The 16,837-nt window shown below is 50.0% G+C and carries 12 protein-coding genes; all 12 read right to left on the bottom strand.

Annotated elements, in window-relative coordinates; all coding sequences use genetic code 11:
* Nucleotides 1–12 precede the first annotated feature (12 nt).
* Complete coding sequence (locus ACCC71_RS06835) at nt 13–912, bottom strand: NAD(+)/NADH kinase (protein ID WP_434311674.1); 900 nt, start codon at nt 910–912, stop codon at nt 13–15.
* Nucleotides 893–1,687 (bottom strand): TlyA family RNA methyltransferase, encoded by a 795-nt coding sequence (locus ACCC71_RS06830; protein ID WP_434311673.1) that lies wholly within the window; start codon nt 1,685–1,687, stop codon nt 893–895. The genes ACCC71_RS06835 and ACCC71_RS06830 overlap by 20 nt, the downstream gene beginning before the upstream one ends.
* The gene (dxs, locus tag ACCC71_RS06825; protein ID WP_434311672.1) at nt 1,684–3,543 is read right to left on the bottom strand and encodes a 1-deoxy-D-xylulose-5-phosphate synthase; all 1,860 of its coding nucleotides are present in this window, start codon (nt 3,541–3,543) and stop codon (nt 1,684–1,686) included. Before dxs ends, ACCC71_RS06830 begins: the two co-directional genes overlap by 4 nt.
* Nucleotides 3,544–3,576: 33 nt before the next feature.
* Nucleotides 3,577–4,482, bottom strand: a complete 906-nt coding sequence (locus ACCC71_RS06820) for a polyprenyl synthetase family protein (RefSeq protein WP_434311671.1) — start codon at nt 4,480–4,482, stop codon at nt 3,577–3,579.
* Between the two features lie 41 nt (nt 4,483–4,523).
* Nucleotides 4,524–4,739, bottom strand: coding sequence for an exodeoxyribonuclease VII small subunit (xseB, locus tag ACCC71_RS06815; RefSeq protein ID WP_434311670.1), 216 nt, complete (start codon nt 4,737–4,739; stop codon nt 4,524–4,526).
* Nucleotides 4,726–5,943 carry an exodeoxyribonuclease VII large subunit gene (xseA, locus tag ACCC71_RS06810; RefSeq protein WP_434311669.1) on the bottom strand — a complete coding sequence of 406 codons (1,218 nt, stop codon included), beginning with the start codon at nt 5,941–5,943 and terminating at the stop codon, nt 4,726–4,728. Before xseA ends, xseB begins: the two co-directional genes overlap by 14 nt.
* Complete coding sequence (gene nusB, locus ACCC71_RS06805) at nt 5,918–6,355, bottom strand: transcription antitermination factor NusB (protein WP_434311668.1); 438 nt, start codon at nt 6,353–6,355, stop codon at nt 5,918–5,920. Before nusB ends, xseA begins: the two co-directional genes overlap by 26 nt.
* A 13-nt stretch (nt 6,356–6,368) precedes the next feature.
* Nucleotides 6,369–6,761 carry an Asp23/Gls24 family envelope stress response protein gene (locus ACCC71_RS06800; protein ID WP_434311667.1) on the bottom strand — a complete coding sequence of 131 codons (393 nt, stop codon included), beginning with the start codon at nt 6,759–6,761 and terminating at the stop codon, nt 6,369–6,371.
* Between the two features lie 87 nt (nt 6,762–6,848).
* The gene (locus tag ACCC71_RS06795; RefSeq protein ID WP_434311666.1) at nt 6,849–7,772 is read right to left on the bottom strand and encodes a HipA domain-containing protein; all 924 of its coding nucleotides are present in this window, start codon (nt 7,770–7,772) and stop codon (nt 6,849–6,851) included.
* Nucleotides 7,763–11,287 carry a helicase-exonuclease AddAB subunit AddA gene (gene addA / locus ACCC71_RS06790; protein WP_434311665.1) on the bottom strand — a complete coding sequence of 1,175 codons (3,525 nt, stop codon included), beginning with the start codon at nt 11,285–11,287 and terminating at the stop codon, nt 7,763–7,765. Before addA ends, ACCC71_RS06795 begins: the two co-directional genes overlap by 10 nt.
* Entirely contained in the window at nt 11,247–14,618 is a 3,372-nt protein-coding gene (locus tag ACCC71_RS06785) for a PD-(D/E)XK nuclease family protein (protein ID WP_434311664.1), read from the bottom strand. The genes addA and ACCC71_RS06785 overlap by 41 nt, the downstream gene beginning before the upstream one ends.
* A gap of 196 nt (nt 14,619–14,814) precedes the next feature.
* Complete coding sequence (dnaK, locus tag ACCC71_RS06780) at nt 14,815–16,569, bottom strand: molecular chaperone DnaK (RefSeq protein ID WP_434311663.1); 1,755 nt, start codon at nt 16,567–16,569, stop codon at nt 14,815–14,817.
* Between the last annotated feature and the right edge of the window lie 268 nt (nt 16,570–16,837).

The following is a 16,837-nucleotide window of genomic DNA, read 5'->3' as shown; positions in this document are numbered from 1 at the left end:
TCCGTTGTCGGTCTAGGACATTTTTATCCGTAAGGTCTCTAAAAAGCTCATGGTGCTCAATTTCAGGATCTTCGTCACCTGCTCCGCCCGAACGATCTCCAGTCGATCCCCCGGCTCCATCTGTACGATAGAATCCCCATCATAGTAAGTCACATACTCTACCTGAGAATCCAAATCCTTATCGGAACCTAAAAGTTCCAGTTCAATGGTATCGGTGGAGGAAAGAATCAGGCTCCGATTATTCAGGGAATGTGGCGAAATCGGCGTAACCACAAACAGCTTCGCCGTCGGCTCCACCACAGGACCGCCGCAGGATAAATTATATGCCGTAGACCCCGTCGGCGTGGAAATGATGATCCCATCAGCCGTATACAGGTAAAGGAATTCCCCGTTTACATATAGTTTAAATTTGATGACACGCAGGGAACGGCTTCGATTGATGGTGATATCGTTTAACGCTACATCGTCGCTGATCACCCGTCCGTCTTTCTTTTTTAATCGTCCCCGGAGCATCATCCGCTCCTCCATAAAATATTCCTCGGCAATCACCCGCTCTAAAATTCCCGTAATACTGTTGCGGTCCCCCTCGGTCAGGTAGCCGAGATGTCCCAGATTGATTCCCAAAAACGGCAATCCCAGATTGACCAGGTTGCGGGCCGCCCGCAGCAGCGTTCCATCGCCGCCCAACACAATCACGCATTCTGCCTCTGCCGGGATTTCACTCTCCAAGGTCTGGCGGCACATGGACTGCTCGGCTCCCTTTGCCTCTGGACGAACCCAGCAAGACTTTCCACGCTTATGGAGGTAATTTTTTATCATGTTGGTGGTCTCAAAATTGACGTCCTTGGTCTCATTGGTAATGATATAAAAATGATTCAGCTTTTTTCCACTGTCAGAGACTTTGATGGGCACTCTCTACCACTCCTTTCGGGCTGACCGGATTTTCTTCCTTGGAAATATCCTTTGTCAAATACAGCAAATATTCGATATTCCCCTCTGGGCCTTTGATCGGAGAATAATCCAGATTCAAAACAGTAAAACCAATACTTTTTGCATAGGCGATCACTTTTTCAATCACTTCCAGATGGGTGCTTTTCTCGCGAACAACTCCTTTTTTCCCAACTTTTTCCCGCCCAGCCTCAAATTGGGGCTTAATCAGACAGACGATTTCCCCGTTCTTTGTCAAAAGCTGCCGTACCGGCTCCAAAACTTTCGTCAGCGAGATAAAAGAGACGTCGATGGAAGCAAATGCCACCGGCTCCGCCAGCTGTTCTGGCAGTAAATATCGAATATTAGTCTTCTCCATACAGACGACGCGCTCATCCTGCCGCAGTTTCCAAGCCAATTGCCCATAGCCCACGTCCACAGCATAGACCTTTACGGCTCCATTTTGCAGCATACAGTCGGTGAAACCACCGGTGGAGGCTCCCACATCCATACAAATTTTTCCGGAAAGGACGACGCCAAATTGCTTCATGGCCTTCTCCAGCTTTAACCCGCCGCGGCTTACATAGGGAAGCGCGCTGCCATGCAAGGCGACTTCCACCGTATCGTCAAAGGTGGAGCCAGGCTTGTCCTCCCGCTGCCCAGCCACAAAGATCTCCCCGGCCATAATCAAAGCCTTCGCCTTTTCTCTGGATTCCGCCAGATTTCGCTTTACTACTAGTATATCCAAACGTTCTTTCATTCTAACTCCTTCAGAATCGTATGCAGCGCGCCTTCCGCGTCAATCCCAATTTCATGCTTCAGGATGTCCACATTTCCATGCTCCACATAGGAATTGGGAATCGCCACGGAAATGATATGGAACGGAAGTTTTTTCTTCGTGCAGATGGCAGTCACATGCTCTCCAAAACCGCCGCTTTGGACGTTTTCTTCCATGGTCACCAAAACTTTATGTCCCCTAGCCAGATATTCCAGCATCTCTTCGTCCAACGGTTTCACAAAACGTGCGTTTACCAGACTGACGTTATATCCTCGTGCTTTCAACTGGTTCCGAACCTGACAGGCCGTCTCTACCATGGTTCCCACGGCAAATAGCGCGATCTCTTCTTCTTCATATAGGATTTCCGATTTTCCATATACAATCGGCGCCCGGAACGATTTCATCTTCTTAGACGCAGTTCCTCTTGGATAGCGGATAGCCAAAGGTCCTTCAAATTCCGCGCTGAAACGCAGCGCATCCGCCAACTCAAAGCAATTTTTGGGCGCTAAAATACTCATACCTGGAATGGTCTGCAAAAAAGATAGATCAAAAAGCCCTTGGTGGGTCTCTCCATCGCTTCCCACCAGTCCCGCCCGGTCAATGGCAAAGGTCACATTCAAATTCTGGATACAGACATCATGGATAATCTGATCATAGGCCCTCTGTAAAAAAGAAGAATACACGCAGAAATATGGCTTCATTCCGCCAGCCGCCAGCCCGGCCGCAAAGGTTACTCCATGCTCTTCCGCAATTCCCACATCAAAAAACCGCTCCGGATAGAGCTTATGAAACCGTTTTAATCCAACGCCGTCCGGCATAGCCGCCGTAATGCCCACGATAGACTCATCCTTCTCCGCCATCTGGCAAAACACTTTGGAAAAGACATCGGTATAATTCGGCTCTCGCTTTTCCTTTTTGGGCTTTCCAGTCTCCACCACAAAAGGATTCACGCCGTGATAAGCCTCCGGATGCCGTTCCGCCGGCTCGTATCCCCGTCCCTTTTTTGTCATCACATGGACCACAACCGCCCGGTTCAGCCGGCGCGCTTCCTGGAATACATTTATCATCATCGGAATATCGTGGCCGTCCACCGGCCCCAGATAAGTGATGTCCATATTTTCAAAAAACATTCCGGGAATAAACAGCTGTTTAATTCCCTGCTTGGCCATACTGATCCGTTTTACCAACTGGTTTCCGATGCCAGGAACCCTGGACAGATTCTGCGTGACATTCGCCTTAAGGTCATTATACTGGGGCGCAGTGCGGAGATTTCCAAGCATTCGGGATACTCCGCCGATATTCTCAGATATCGACATATTGTTGTCGTTTAAAACAATAATAAAATTGCTTTTCAGCCGAGACGCATTGTTCAACGCCTCATAGGCCATACCGCCGGTCAAGGCGCCGTCACCGATCACCGACACCACGGAATAATCTTCGCCTTTCAAATCCCTGGCGTGGGCCATCCCAAGGCCAGCAGAGATCGACGTAGAGCTATGTCCTGTATTAAACGCGTCGCAAACGCTTTCCTTTCGGTTTGGAAAACCGCTGATGCCCCCGTAACAACGAATCTCGTCAAAGTCTTCTTTCCGTCCTGTCAAAAGCTTATGGGTATAGGACTGATGGCCTACATCCCAGATCAATTTATCCTTCGGTAAATCAAAAGCCAGATGCAGCGCCATGGTCAGCTCCACTACGCCCAGATTGGAAGCCAAATGTCCGCCGGTGACGCTGATTTTTTCCAGAAGGAATTCCCGAATCTCTTCCGCAAGCTGGCTGTAATCTTTGGGATCAATATTTTTTATATCATTTGGTTTCTGGATCTGATCTAAAATCATCTCGAAATCCCCCTGCTTCCGCCCTCCACTCTTTTAGTAAGAACGGCTCTCCAACTTCCGAACAAAATGCTGGAAAAATGTACTGTCTCCCGGAAGAGTCTGTAAAAGCTGAATTGCGCTCTCGGACAAGCGCTTTACCTCCGCTCTAGCGGCATCTAGACCATATAGAGTTACATAGGTGGTCTTCTGGTTTCTCTCGTCGCTGCCGATGGGTTTGCCCAGTTCTTCTTCCGTGCTGGTCACATCCAGGATATCGTCCTGAATTTGAAATGCCATGCCGATGTCGGAAGCCACTTTCTCCATCTGCTTTACCTGTTCTTCCGATGCTCCGGCCAAAACGGCCCCAATCATCAAAGCCGCCTCCAAGAGCGCCCCTGTCTTCAAGCGGTAAATAAAGTCCAGCTGCTCTGCGGATACCGGTTTTCCGCTCAGTTCCACATCTACTGCCTGTCCTCCGACCATCCCGCTGATTCCAGCTTTTTCCGCCAAAATCCCTATCGCGCGTCCAACCTGTTCCGGCTTTCCTCCCAGCGCAAATGCTTTGGCGCAGGTTTCAAAGGCATAGGTCAGAAGTCCGTCTCCTGCTAAAATTCCCGCTGCCTCACCATAAGCGGACCAGGTGGTCGGCTTCCCGCGGCGCAGCGTATCATTGTCCATGGCCGGCAAATCGTCATGGACAAGCGAATAACTATGAATCATCTCAATGGCGGCCAAAAAGGGCTCGATTTCTTTCCCTTGCCCTCCAAACAAGCGATAGGAAGCCGCCATCATCTGCGGACGAATTCGCTTTCCCCCCACCAGAACACTATAATTCATCGCAGCCGTCAGATTCTTTTGAAAACCGTTTTCCTCCGGCAGATATTTTTTTAAAACGGTTTCCATCGATTCAGCCGATTGCTCTTCTGTTAACCAATTCTGCTTGGTATCTTGCGCTTCCATGATTCGAATCTCTTCCTCCCCGTCTTTCTTATCTTTCCCTTTTACTCTATCGAATCCGCTGTTTCCTGCCCTTCCAGAACAATCAGCTTCTTTTCCATCTTATCCACGGTTTCATGGCAAAGGCGTACCAGCTTCAATCCTTCCTCATAGAGGGAAAAGGTTTCCTCCAAGGAATGCTCGCCCGATTCCATCTCGTTCAAGACCTGGTTCAAACGTTCAAATGCTTCCTCTATCGTCTGCTTCTTATTCTCTTCCATCGGATATCCGCTCCTTTACCACGCTCTCTAGTTTTCCATCGGCAAGACGAACTGTAATTCGGCTTCCCGGCGGCGCCTGTTCCACGGATTTGATATTCTCTCCGCACTCTCCGGTCACATAGGCATACCCTTGTTCCAACTTTGTAAGCGGCGATACCCCGGAAAGTCTCGCCGCCGCCACCGCCAGCTGCTGACGGCAGGATTCCAGACGGCGTCGGATCAGATCGTCTAAAAGCCGTCTTGCATTGGCTAATTGCTGGCTTCTCTGCCCCAGCTGGTACTGGGGATGCAGACGCTCTAGACGGCGCTCCTCCGCTGTCAGACGCAGCTTCTGTTCTCCAATCTTTCCATTCATCAGCCGACGCAGCGATAACCGCCTTTGTTCCAGCTGTTCCATATATTCATACACATCATAGACCGCCAATTCCGCTGCCGCCGATGGAGTCGGGGCCCGAAGATCCGCCACAAAATCCGCAATAGTCGTATCCGTCTCATGGCCCACCGCAGAGATCACTGGGGTCTGGCAATCAAAAATAGCACGCGCCACCGGCTCCTCATTGAAAGCCCAGAGATCTTCGATCGAACCGCCGCCCCGTCCGACGATCAGACAGTCCAGTCCCATCGAGTCCAAGGTTTCGATTCCTCTCACGATACTTCTCACCGCCTGTTCTCCCTGCACCAGGGCCGGGTAGAGAATAAGCTGAACGTAAGGGTTTCTCCTGCCCGCGATATTCACAATATCCCGAATAGCGGCTCCCGTTGGAGAAGTTACAATCCCCACCCTCTTTACAAAACGCGGAATGGGCTGCTTATATTCCGGGGCAAACATTCCCATTTCCCCTAACCGCTGCTTTAATTCTTCAAAACGCGCGTACAGATCACCGATGCCGTCCAACGTGATCTCTCTGGCGTAGAGCTGATATTTTCCGTCCCGCTCATAGACCATAATACTGCCGGAAACAAGCACTTTCTGGCCTTCCTCTAACCGAAAGCGGAGACCAGCCCGCTGCCCGGCAAACATGACTGCCGAGAGAGTGCCCGTCTCATCCTTTAACGTAAAATAAATATGACCAGAAGAATGATACTTACAATTAGAAACTTCGCCCTTCACCACAATCGAGCGAAGGGCGTAGTCCATAGCAAATAAATTTTTGATGTAGGCATTGACCTGACCTACTTTATAAACATTTGCGGTCCGTTTCATCGACCTCGTCAAGACCTTTCACCAATTTTCCCAAAATAGCATTGATAAAGCCGGGAGAATCTTCTCCCCCGTATATCTTTGCAAGCTCTACCGCCTCGTTGATCGCCACCTTTGCCGGAACCTGTTCATCGAACAAGATCTCATAGGCCGCCAGACGCAGAACCGTCAGTTCCACTTTTCCCATCCGCCTGGTCTTCCAGCCTTCCGCTACCACGTCCAGCTTTTCGTCCAGTTCCTCCAGATGGCTCTCCACCAAAAGCGCCCGTTCCTTGATCTCTCTTTTTCCGTCTTCTGGCAGTTCTTCCAGCTCGCCAACGTACAGCTCACACCGTTCCCGATATTCTTCGTGATCGCAGAACTCTTTCTGAAACAGCGCCTTAAACGTGTGTTCTCTCACTTGTCTTCGTGTCATGTTCTGCCTTTCGTTACTGCCGGTCTCTATCGACGACAACGCCGGCAATCTTGATATTCACATCCAGCACGGTAAACCCAGTCATATTTTCGATAGAAGCTTTTACCCGCTCTTGCACCAGGGAAGATACCTGAGGAATCTGGTAGCCGAACTCAATGTTCAGAGCCATATAGACAGACACCTTATCCTCCATCAACTCGACCTTTACGCCTTTGGAAAGGGTTTTCATCCCTAACTTTGCGATCAATTCTTTTGTGATGTTATCCGCCATCGAGTGTACGCCGTCTACTTCCGTAGCCGCCAACCCCGCAATAATCGCAAACACCTCGTCTGCAATAATCACCTGGCCGATTTTATCCTTTTCATGGATGACATGAGTGCTTCTGCCTTCCGTTTCTTTTCCCATATGAATGCCTCCTGTTCCACCCTTTATCAGGTCCATTACCTTCCATTAACAAAAGCATGTGTGCCCTTGCCAATTGAAGGTATTATATCAAAAAGGTCTCAATTTTGCAACAACCGGCTGAATTCCTTTTTCATATCCCATTTTAAGAAGATTCTTATAAAACTCCTTTTGCACCTGCGACATAACCGGCAAGCCAAACGCCTGCTCCGGAACCCCATCGATAAGAGCATTCACTTTCTCTAGGTCCAAACGCTCCGCAAAGCGAAGTACCGCCGCATTACAATCCTCATTTTCCATGGATGCAAGAAAGCGGAACGGATGAATATGGTGGTCCTCATCGTCTGTGAAGAACGATCTTCCCTGCAAGGCATCCTGTTCCAATAAGGCAGGTTCTGTCAAACGCCGTTCTGTAAGAGACGGATTTCTTTTATTATAAAGTGCATTGCCATTATCAAATACAGGCGCTAATTGGATATGAAACCGATCGACCAATATCCCCCAGTTTCCATTGTTGCGGTCATTATTGAGGATAAACGCATCCGTAACAAACATATCCCAGAAACGCTCCTTTACTTCGTCACGCATTGCGGCAAATTCTTCCGCATGTTCGATCACCCTCAGGACATCACTTAAACGCTCACCGCTTGCAGAAGAACCAAAACTTCCTGAAATCAAATCTTCATCCATCGTATTCTTGATCTGGTGAAAATCCATCAATTCCGCATGTACCGTAAAGTCTTTGCAGCCCACTACAATTTTCCCCTGGCATCTTCCCAAAACCGTTTCATGCACAGGAATGCCCAGAGAATCATAAATATGAGAGCCAATATATTCGCTAAGCGGACTGGAAGTATAGGAAGGCAAATGCTTTCCTTCCAGTCCCCTTGTATTCTGCGGGAATTTCACCATCCAAAGCGTGCCGTCGTGGAAATATGCCTGCTTCCGTCCTGCGTTGCCATGATAACCACGCCCTGGAACTCTCTCGCTGTCGATAAAATCAATCATCTCCATACCTCAACCGCCTTTCTTAAAGGAAATGAATAAATCCATGCCTCTTTTACTGGCTTCCCCACCGCACGCTCCAAAGCCATCTTATAATAGGCTAACTGCCCGCGGTACCTGGCCAGAAGAACCGATTCTCCCACCGAATCGGTCTTATAATCGATCAGGACAAGCCCGTCTTCCTCCTCCAAATATAAATCAATGATTCCCTGCACCAAGACCAATTCATCCCCCTGAACCTTTTCAGACAACTCTGATGCAGGTATCCCCATGACAAAGGGGTGCTCGGTCTGACGCTTTTTGTTTCTGGCCGCATGAATCGTGCGCGCTCCCAGCTCAGACCGATAGAAAGCAGCGATCTCCTCCGCACGAATCGATTGAACCAATTCCGGACGCTCTGGAAACAGCCGCTCCACCTGGGCTCGAATCTTCTCTGTATCCGTGCCGTCCTCCGGGGACAATACTTCCATCACCTTATGGTAAGCCGTCCCACGTTCCGCGCCGTCAAGATTTCCACCCTCCTCATCCGAGTGGCGGGATGCGCTCTCCTCCGCCCGCTTCCGCTTTTCTTTTCTGTCTTCTTCTGGCAGCCGGTTTTCTTTCAATTCCGACACCGAATAAGCAGATTTTACACGAGTCAGCGCCTCGTAGGGATATCGGTAGGTCAGACGAGACTCCCACTCCTCCCGCAATTCCGGGTTTGTTCCAGGAATTGCGCCGGATTCCAGCGCAGCCCGAAGCCATTGGCTCCGCCCCAACGATTCGGTTTCCCGAACGATCAATTCCTCCATCGGAATATTTCTTACCAAAAATCCATGCACATCTCTGGCCAAAGCCATCAAAACCCAGTCCAAATACGAATTTGCAGTTTCCAAAAACCATCCTGGAAGCAAAGGGTCACAAAAGCTGCACGCCATCTGACTCTTTGCCTTTGCATCCGCCAAGCTTTTTCCGGACGCCGTTAAGATCAACTTTTCCCTCGCTCTGGTCAAAGCCACATAGAGAATCCTTAGTTCCTCCCCCTTCGTCTCCCGGACGGTCTGATCCGCCAACGCCTGTTTGTAAAGACATGGCATTTTTACCATACGTTTCCCATCGATCACATCCGACGCGATGCCGCCTTCCTCATGGAAAATCACCCGTTTCCTGGCATCCTGCAAATTGAACGGCTTGGAAAGGCCCGCCACAAAAACCACCGGGTATTCCAGTCCTTTACTCTTGTGGATGCTGGTGATACGCACCAGATCGTCCTGCTCCGAACGAATGGAAGCCGGGCCATAATCCACCTCATATTTTTGCGCTTTCTCCATATACCGGTTAAACTGAAACAGCCCATGGAGACTGGTAGACTCAAACTCCATAGCCTTTTCCCGCAGCATATCGATATTGGCCCGGCGCATGGCTCCTAAAGGAAGGGCGGATAAATATAAACCATAGGAAGTATCCTCCATCACCAAATCCAACAACTCATAAATGGGCAGATGAACCGCGCACTCCCGATACCAATCCAGACGTTTTAAAAATTTCTGCAGTTTTTCTCCGCCCCATCTCCGACATCGGCTGTACAAGCTGGTGTCAAATCCCACCTGTTCCGGCCCCTCTTCTTTTGGCAGCATAGCCAATTCTTCCTCATCTAATCCGCCAATCGGAGAAAGAAGTACCGCAGCCAAAGGAATATCCTGACACGGATTGTCGATGATTTTTAAAAGATTCAGCATCACCTGCACTTCAATGGCGCTGAAATACCCTTTTTTTTCCTGTGTGACCGCAGGGATTCCTTCCGCAGTCAGCAGGGAAGCAAATTCATCTGCCCACCCTTCCGTGGTGCGCAGCAAAATAATGATATCCTGGAACTGCAAGGGCCGGGACTCTCCACGTTTCGCATCCCATACCTGCATTCCCGTATCCGGATCCATCAGTTCGCGAATTCTCCCGGCAATGATCTTTGCCTCCCATTCCCGGCTGTCTGTCGATTCCTCGCATTCTCCATATAATAGTTCAATTGGCTCCACGTCCGGCGGGTAGGAGGCCCCAGGGTAAAGAGCCGCATCTTTGTTATAGGCAATCCCACCCAATTCTTTTCCCATCAACTGAAAAAACAGATGATTGACCGCGTCTAAAATACAGGGACGGGTTCGGAAATTCTTGTTTAGGTCGATTTTCCGCTCTCTTGCGTCCGCCTCATTGGAATAGGTCTCATATTTTTCCAGAAAAAGTTCCGGCTTTGCCTGGCGAAATTTGTAAATACTCTGCTTCACATCGCCAACGAAAAACAGATTTGGCTGCCCCCGGTGGATACCGGAAATAGCCGTTAAAATTCGCTCTTGAATCAGATTACTATCCTGATACTCATCCACGGCGATCTCATCAAATTGCTTTCCCAGGGAAAGCGCTAATTCACTGGGCCCGTCCAAAAGCTCCAGCGCCCAGTGAGACACATCGGAAAATTCTGCCAGATTCCGCTCCTTCTTGGCCGCCAGATAGGCGTCGGCAAACGCTTCCGTCAGGTCAATCAGCACGTTCATCGGTTTTTCCAGGGCGCGAATCGTCTCAAACATGCTTTCCGGCTCATCCAGACAATACTTTTTCCGCAGCGTCTCCACCTCCGCTTTGATAAAATCCCTCAGGGAGGAAAGCCGTTCCTGTACTTCCCGCGCCTCATCCATCCCCCGCTTGGAAGGCTTTCTTGAAAATTTCACCTGGGATAAGGTGCGCGCCCAATCGGAAAACGTTTCCGGCGCAAGGAGCGTTTCCACCAACTCCCGGTCTGCCAAAAACATCGGACCGTAAGCGGCGACGTCAGGAATCTGCTGAATCTCCGCGATTGCCTGCTCCTGCTGCCTTTTCAGGCTTTCCAATTTTCTTTTTCCTCTTTCCATCGCCTCCTTCGCCCAGGGAAAATCGTCCAGACAAGAATTTTCTTCCCCGTATCGTTTTCGGCAGCTGTCCAGCCATTCTTTGGGATAAGGGGCGCTCTGGGAAAAGTCATAAAGCTGAAGGATCAGTTCTACCAACGCCGCATCATTTTTTCCGCCTGCATAGGCGTCCGCAAAAGAAAGGAAATCCGGATCTTGTTCCTGATAGCGTTCTTCCAAAAGCGTATCCAAAACATCCCCTCGAAGAAGCTTTAGCTCTCCGTCCTCCCCTACTCGAAAATCCGGGTCCAAATCCAGCAGTGGAAAATGATTTTTTACCACCCACATACAAAAACTGTCGATGGTGGAAATGTGGGCATGGGGAAGAAGCGAAATTTGGCGCTCCAACCGGAAATTTTTAGGATTCTTCTCCATTGCCTCTTCCAGCGCTCTGGTTAGGCGCTCCCGCATCTCCGCCGCCGCCGCTTTGGTAAATGTCACGATCAAAAGGCGATCCATATCTACCGGCTGCTTTTCATCCAAAATCCGGGATAAAATATGCTCGATCAGCACAGCCGTTTTTCCGCTTCCCGCAGCAGCCGCCACTAGAAGATTACAATTTCTAGAGTCAATCACCGCCTGCTGGGCGCTCGTCCACTGTGCCGCCATTTTCTTCCTCTCCTTTCTCGATTTTCGTCCAAATATCAGCGGCCTTTTGTTCCCTTAACCGCCGGGTCCGGTAGCCTGGCAGCTTCGGGTCAAAGCCGCAAACGGCCCCAAAAGCGCAAAAATCACAGGCCGATTCTTTTTTCCTTTGATAGGGGGATACCGCAATATCTCCGTCTAAAATCGACGCGCCAAATGCCTGAACCTTTCGGCGGACGAACCGGCGAAGAAAACCAAACTGTTCTTCGCTGATCTTCTCGCCCAAAACAGCCTCCATGTGAGCGGCGGCTTCCTCCGCCTCATTGGTCAATCCTCGAAGCTGCAGAGCCTTTTTTCTGCAGGCATCCAGCTCTTCCTCGGAGGAAGACCCGTTGCCGTCTACCACCGGATCTTCCAGGTGATAATAATATACCCCCGCCGGAACAATCATCTTCTCCGGGTGTTTCCGCTGCTCCATCTCAAGCACCGCGTCCAAATATACCGCCAGCTGCATTTGAAGGCCATGGTAGATTCCATTCAAATCCAGCGTGGTTCCACCTGTTTTATAGTCTACCACTTTCACATAACGCTTGTCCCCATCCTCACAGATATCCAGCCGGTCCACCAAACCTCTTAAATACATTTGGGAATCATTCCCCAAATCCCAATTCATCACAGACGCCTGACGGCCGTCAAAGGCAAGCTCCGCCGCTTCCGGCCGGAAGTCTCCCTCCTTCCATTGCTCGCAAAGCGCCCATATGGTTCGATCGATCATCCTTCTCCATCGCTCGACATAGTAAGCGTTCTTTGCAGAGGAATTCAGAATCCCGCTGCTCACAGAGGCCAACGCGCCTTCCATACAGCGATCTGTCAGCTCTTTTCTTTTTTCCTCCGTCACGTCTGCGGGAGAAAGCTCTTCTTCCTTCAGACAGCGGAAAAACGTTTCCAAAGCCTTATGGAAAAAACTTCCCCTGTCCATGCCGCCAAACTCATACTCCGCCCGCTCGAAAAGGCGCAGGCCATAGGTTAAAAACTGCGCGTATGCACAGGCGGCATAACGTTCCAGCCTGGTCACGCTTCCAGACAATACATCTCCATAAACGGCCCTGGCTGCCGCCCGACTTAACTTTCCATCCTGATAATGGAAAAAGCAGCCATTTAACACCTGCTCTAACCGCTCTTCCTCCCCGCCGCAATCTTTTAAAAGCTGGTAAAGCTCCAGCCACCATTCCTCCGGCTCGCCCTCACGAAGGTGCCCGGCTCCAGCGGCCAGCACTTCTCTGGCGCTATTTTTGCTGTAAATCTTTTGCGTTTCCTCCTCGTCTTCTACCGGTAAATCCGGAAAAATCCGGCACAGCTGTGAGACCACAGAGGAAAGCTGCCTGGCTTCCCCATTTCCGGAAAGTTTGCTGGCGGACAGCCACAGAAAACGAGAAGGCTTTGTCAGCAGACTATAGAGATAAAAACGCTCCATAAAGGCTTTCTTTTTTGCTGTCGGCGCCAAAGCCTCTGTCACCGGTTCCAAACATTCCCGTTCCTCATCTGACAAAATCCCGCCGCTTCCGCCGGGGGCAGGCACAATCCCATCGTTCATCCCCAGAAACAGCAGCGCCTTGATGTCCGTCAAACGGCTCCGTTCGATGTCGCCAACCTGCACCTGATCCAGGCAAGAAGGAATCGACCCCAGCTTTACCTCCGCAAACCCAGCATCCAAGACATCGCAAAACTCGGAAAAAGGCAGATGCTCGTCTCCCAACAGTCGCTCCATCTTTTCCAGAAGTTCTTCCAGACATTCCATCGCCCGCTCATATTCTTCCGCCTTCCGGTAATCGCCGCATTCCTCAAACCCTTCCGCCAGAACATCCATCTTTTCCTTCGCTTCCAACTCACAAAGAAAAAGCCGAATTCCTTCCACAGCCTCCCGAACGGTTCCTTTCATCTGCTCCTTTAATTGAAACAGCGGCTTCACGGCCATCTCCCGCAGGCGATTGATCTCTTCAAAATCCAGAAACTCATGACCGCGGCAGGGCTCCTTCCACTCCTTTTTCCAGGCGGAAGCCCCTCTTTTACCCGTTGCATGTACATAATTATCCAAAAGGTCCGTCTCTTCCCTGGTCAAAGGGCCAAGACCGGTCCGCAAGCAGCCAAAGACCGCCTCATAGGGAAAATTCTTCTCTACCGCTTCCAGTGCGTTCCGAACCAATTCCACCAAAGGATTCCCTATCAGCCCTTTTTTTACATCCATGAAATAAGGGATCTCCGCTTGCTCCAAAGACTTCACTAGATAAGGACGGTACCCGGCAAGATCACCCGTCACCACGGCAATCTCCCGGTAGCGCAGCCCTTCTGTCTGCACCAGCTGCCGGATCTTGGCCGCTGCCAATTCCGACTCATGAGCAGGATTCTTTGCCAGATGAATCGAAATTCCCTGAGGCCTCCCTGCTTTTGAAGCGTCCGCTCCGTATCGAAATAGATATCTCTCCAGATGAACGAGGTCACTCTGGCCCGCCAGCCGCACCGGTCCGGAGGAAGGGCATGGCGCGTAAAAGATTTCCACGGAGTCTTTGACCGTGCCGGCAGTCTCCTTTAATTTTCGCACGCTCTTTTTGCTGACAGAAAAAAGTTCAAAATCTTCCACCGGTTCCAAGGGTATCCCTTCCGGAAGCGTCATGGCAATGGTTACCAGACGGCATTGACAAAACATCTCTCGAAGAATTCGATACTGCACCGGTGTAAAGCCGGTAAATCCATCCATGGCAACCACCGCGCCCTTTAGGAATTCCGAGTTGGGCAGAGTTTTTGCCAAAATCAACAAAAGCTCCTCCGCCGGAATGGTCCCTCGCCCCATCTCCTCGGAAAAGGCCTGATAAAACACCAAAATGTCCGCCAGCTTTTGCGACAGAAGGGGCTGGTCTTTTACTTGTTCCGCCATCGCCCGCAATTCGTCCTCGCCAACGCCGTATTGGTAAAGTTCCGAAAGCATGGACTTCATGCGGCTGATAAATCCCGCCCTGCCAAGATTCTTTTGAAAAACCGTAAGCTCCTTTTTCTTCTTCCCAGCCACCCGACGCAAAAGCATATTTTTGCCGATATCATCCAGGATTTGCAGCTCTTCCAGATTCTGCTCCTCAAATACCCGGTAAGCCAGACGTTCAAAGCTTAATATATCAATATTTAAAATTGCATGGTTGGGGTGCATAGAAACCAGCCTTCGCTGCGTCTCCATAGTAAACTGTTCTGGAACCAGCGCAATATGGCGCAAATCCGGATGGACCGTGGCAGAGGCAATCAGTTTTTCATATAAAATTGTCGTTTTTCCGGTTCCGGAAGCCCCAAGAAGCAGTTGAAGCGGCATGACCTATCCTCTCTCGATAACAATTTTTTATAATAAAGGTTTCTGTGTCAAAACAAACAATTCCTATACTTCTTCTCACCACGATCTTTTGACAAAGGAACCTCATTGATAAAAAGGGCCGGCGATTTGCCGACCCTCCACCTGTTCCTCATTCTGTTATCAGTATACCGAAAGAACGCAGAGATTGCAACCCTCTTTATTCTTCCCCGGTCAAAAGCTCCGCCGCTGAGTTTTTCAGCGCATCCATCGCCAAACGAATCGCCTCGTAATCCCCATCCGTCATCTTCTCCGGTTTTGCTTTCCGCAGCAAACGCTGCAAAGCCGCCATATCCGTTTTGATTTGGTTCTTTACGTTTTTATCCAGCGTCTTCTTTTCCTTGCGAAGCCCTTGATCCACCTGGAAAATCAACCGTTCCGCCTCATTCTTTATATCCAGACGCTCTTTTCGGCTGGAATCCTCCGCGGCATATTGGGCAGCATTTTGTACTGCCCGCTCAATTTCATCGTCCGACAAATTTGATCCGGAGGTAATCGTAATACTCTGTTCCTTCCCGGTCCCCAAATCTTTTGCGGATACATGGACGATTCCATCCACATCGATATCAAAGGTAACTTCAATCTGCGGCACGCCTGCCATGGCGCGGCGAATCCCATTTAACCGGAATTTGCCTAGGCTCTTGTTATCACGGGCAAATTGACGCTCTCCCTGGAGTACATGAATTTCCACCGAACGCTGAAAGTTGGCCGCCGTAGAAAAAATCTGGCTTTTTCTCGTCGGAATCGTGGAATTTCTCTCGATCAAACGGGTCGCCACTCCTCCAACCGTCTCGATGGACAGGGATAACGGCGTGACATCCATCAAAAGAATTTCATTTAGTCCCGCGTCTCCCGCCAGCTTTCCGCCCTGAATCGCCGCGCCAAGAGCCACGGCTTCGTCCGGATTCAGATTCCGGCTGGGTTCCTTTCCCGTCAACGCGCGGACTTTATCCTGCACTGCCGGAATTCGGGTGGAGCCGCCCACTAAAAGCACGCGCCCCAGATTCTGCTCGGTGATTCCCGCATCCCTTATGGCGTTTTTCACAGGCTCTGCCGTCCGTTCCACCAGATCAAAGGTCAATTCATTAAACTTTGCCCGTGTCAAGGACATGTCCAGATGCCTGGGGCCATCCTTTCCCATGGTAATAAAGGGCAAGTTGACGTTCGTCTCCGTGGAAGTGGATAAGGCCTTCTTTGCCTCTTCCGCTGCCTCCTGAATTCGCTTTAACGCCATTTTATCTTTGGACAGATCGATCCCTTCCTGCTTTTTAAATTCCCGAAGCAGATAGTCCGCGACTCTCTGGTCAAAATCGTCTCCGCCCAGCTGATTGTCTCCGGAGGTCGCCAGCACTTCAATTAGGCCTTCGCTGATCTCAATAATCGAAACGTCAAAGGTTCCGCCGCCCAGATCATATACCAAAATCTTTTGAGCCTGTTCATTATCCAGCCCATAGGCCAAGGCCGCCGCCGTAGGTTCATTGATAATACGCTTTACTTCCAACCCCGCTATCTTTCCAGCGTCTCTGGTGGCCTTTCTCTGTCCGTCGCTAAAATAAGCCGGTACCGTGATAACCGCCTCCGTAACGGCCTCCCCCAAATAATCCTCCGCATCCTTCTTCAACTTCTGAAGAATCATCGCTGAAATTTCCTCCGGCGAATATTTCTTACCGTCAATCGGGCGCTTTTTCTGACTGCCCATCTGGCGTTTGATCGAGGAAATGGTTTTCTCGCTGTTGGTCACCGCCTGCCTCTTTGCCGGATCTCCAACGATTCGCTCTCCATCCTTTAAAAAGGCAACCACAGACGGCGTGGTTCTGGCCCCTTCCGCATTCGGGATTACCACCGGCTTTCCACCCTCCATAACCGCAACGCAGCTATTGGTCGTCCCCAGATCAATTCCAATAATCTTACCCATGTGTTCGTATTCCTTCCTCTTTTCTCTATTCCCCTACGAGGCGTCTTTTCCCTGAACTCTAATAAAATACGCCTTCTTTTGTCTTATTCTAGCCTCCACATTTTAACAATTTGTGTTTCCGCTCTAAATTTCTTTTTAATTTCGTAAAGATTTTATAACTTTACGGTTTTAAATCTTCAAAACCTTTCACAATTCATAAAAGTTTCATACACTCTCGTCAAAAATCGTGTATAATAAAAAACAGTCTTCGCCATGATTTTATCCCGGC

It is taken from the genome of Hominifimenecus sp. rT4P-3 (assembly GCF_051055405.1).
Lineage (GTDB): Bacteria > Bacillota > Clostridia > Lachnospirales > Lachnospiraceae > Pseudolachnospira.
The sequence above is the reverse complement of the archived record's forward strand: the minus strand, read 5'-3'. Positions and strand labels throughout refer to the sequence as shown.

Coding starts and splice junctions, on each gene's coding strand:
- ACCC71_RS06795 (WP_434311666.1), bottom strand. CDS start 7,772: ATGGAGATGATTGATTTTATCGACAGCGAGAGAGTTCCAGGGCGTGGT.
- dxs (WP_434311672.1), bottom strand. CDS start 3,543: ATGATTTTAGATCAGATCCAGAAACCAAATGATATAAAAAATATTGAT.
- nusB (WP_434311668.1), bottom strand. CDS start 6,355: ATGACACGAAGACAAGTGAGAGAACACACGTTTAAGGCGCTGTTTCAG.
- ACCC71_RS06800 (WP_434311667.1), bottom strand. CDS start 6,761: ATGGGAAAAGAAACGGAAGGCAGAAGCACTCATGTCATCCATGAAAAG.
- ACCC71_RS06830 (WP_434311673.1), bottom strand. CDS start 1,687: ATGAAAGAACGTTTGGATATACTAGTAGTAAAGCGAAATCTGGCGGAA.
- xseB (WP_434311670.1), bottom strand. CDS start 4,739: ATGGAAGAGAATAAGAAGCAGACGATAGAGGAAGCATTTGAACGTTTG.
- ACCC71_RS06785 (WP_434311664.1), bottom strand. CDS start 14,618: ATGCCGCTTCAACTGCTTCTTGGGGCTTCCGGAACCGGAAAAACGACA.
- ACCC71_RS06820 (WP_434311671.1), bottom strand. CDS start 4,482: ATGGAAGCGCAAGATACCAAGCAGAATTGGTTAACAGAAGAGCAATCG.
- addA (WP_434311665.1), bottom strand. CDS start 11,287: ATGGCGGCACAGTGGACGAGCGCCCAGCAGGCGGTGATTGACTCTAGA.
- dnaK (WP_434311663.1), bottom strand. CDS start 16,569: ATGGGTAAGATTATTGGAATTGATCTGGGGACGACCAATAGCTGCGTT.
- xseA (WP_434311669.1), bottom strand. CDS start 5,943: ATGAAACGGACCGCAAATGTTTATAAAGTAGGTCAGGTCAATGCCTAC.